At 38.9% G+C, this 1,742-nt stretch carries 1 protein-coding gene and 1 pseudogene; one reads left to right on the forward strand and one right to left on the reverse strand.

Going from position 1 to position 1,742, the window contains the following annotated elements:
• Positions 1-22: 22 nt before the first annotated feature.
• A pseudogene (locus DD627_RS04335) lies at positions 23-169 on the reverse strand (PadR family transcriptional regulator); the annotation flags it as partial.
• A gap of 182 nt (positions 170-351) precedes the next feature.
• On the opposite strand from DD627_RS04335, the gene DD627_RS04340 reads away from it, so the two are divergent.
• Positions 352-1,686 carry an FAD-dependent oxidoreductase gene (locus DD627_RS04340; protein ID WP_260275144.1) on the forward strand — a complete coding sequence of 445 codons (1,335 nt, stop codon included), beginning with the start codon at positions 352-354 and terminating at the stop codon, positions 1,684-1,686.
• Positions 1,687-1,742: the final 56 nt, after the last annotated feature.

Genomic DNA, 1,742 nt, shown 5'->3' on the forward strand with positions numbered 1-1,742 from the left:
CCATGATTTCATACTACCTTCATCGTCTTAAAACGGGGTACATCGTTGACTCAGATATTTTAATGGATTCTTGGACTTTTTGCGTAATTGCATAACCATAAAAATCCTGATGGGTGAGTAATGACAAAACTAGTCCGTCGAGGATTTCCGAACTGACTTGAATATTCATAGGTGCCCTCCTTTATGATATTTTCTAATCTATATTATATACCGTATAGCATTAATGCCAATATAATGTTGATAGCAATAAATAGAGATGTGTAAGCGTTGACATTTGCCGACATACAAAATAGAATTGAATTAACAATAAACTAATAATTTTGATAACAAAAAAACTTGTGGAGGGAAATTATGAAAATAATTATAGTAGGAGCAACCCATGCCGGAACTTTTGCAGCCAAACAGATTCTAGCGGAACATCCAGACTATGAAGTGACTGTATATGAACGAAATGATAATTTATCGTTTCTTTCTTGTGGAATTGCGTTATGGGTTGGTGATCACGTTTCAGATCCAAATAAAATGTTTTATTCTTCTCCTGAGGAGCTTGAAAAACTAGGGGCGACTATGAAAATGGAACATGATGTGTTGCAGATTGATCCTGAACAAAAAACGGTTCAGGTAAAAAATTTAGTTTCTGGAAGAATTTCACAGACACATTATGATAAGTTGGTGATGACAACTGGTTCTGCACCTGTCATTCCTCCAATTAAGGGTATCGATAATGACAAGGTTAAGCTTTGTAAAGATTGGAACGACGCTAAAATTTTGCGTGAAGCCGCGCCAAAATCTAAGTCTGCAATTATCATTGGTGCCGGGTATATTGGTGCAGAATTGGCTGAACAATTGGCGGTTACTGGTAAACAAGTTACTTTGATTGATGGTTTACCACACGTTTTAGCCAAAAACTTTGATCCAGAAATTGGTTTGCGAGTTGAAGACGACTACAAAGCACATGGTGTCAAATTGGCTATGGATGAAATGGTACAATCTTTTGAAGGTGAAATCACAGTAAAAACAACTAAGGATAGTTACACAGCCGATTTTGCTGTTTTGTGCGCGGGCTTCAGACCTTACACTGATTTATTGAAAGGTAAAGTAAAAATGCTACCAAATGGTGCAATAATTACTGACGCGTATATGCGGTCATCTGATCCTGATATTTTTGCGGCGGGCGATTCAGCAGTTGTGCATTACAATCCAACAGGCAAGGATGACTATATTCCCTTGGCAACTAACGCTATCCGACAGGGCGTTTTAATCGGTCATAACATTGAAAAGCCAACTGTTAAATATATGGGAACGCAGGCTTCATCTGCGGTGGCCCTTTTTGGAAAAACCTTGGCTTCGTCTGGATTAACGGAAAGTGGTGCCCAAGTACGGGGCGTCAAGGTTGAAAGTGTGACACTGGAACAAAATTATCGGCCAGATTTTATGTTAACCACAACGCCCATTTTGATGCGACTAGTTTGGGATCCCAAAACAAGGGTTGTTTTGGGTGGGGCATTTTACAGTTCCTATGATTGTGCCCAATCCGCAAATGTTATTTCATTAGCCATTCAAACTAAAATGACCATCGATGACTTATCAATGGTGGATATGTTTTTCCAGCCTAATTTTGATAACCCACTCAATTATGTGAACGCAGTAGCGACTGCTGCGGTGCAGAAACAGGATGGTAAATAGGAAGACTTTCTTTTTCTTGGGTTTGAGGACAGCTCCACAAAGCAAGAGAAAAAATA

Origin of the sequence: Pediococcus sp., from assembly GCF_003533255.1 — a bacterium.
Lineage (GTDB): Bacteria > Bacillota > Bacilli > Lactobacillales > Lactobacillaceae > Pediococcus > Pediococcus parvulus.

Bases quoted from the DNA above. Each gene is read 5' to 3' on its own strand.
- DD627_RS04340 (WP_260275144.1), top strand. From the start codon at position 352: ATGAAAATAATTATAGTAGGAGCAACCCATGCCGGAACTTTTGCAGCC.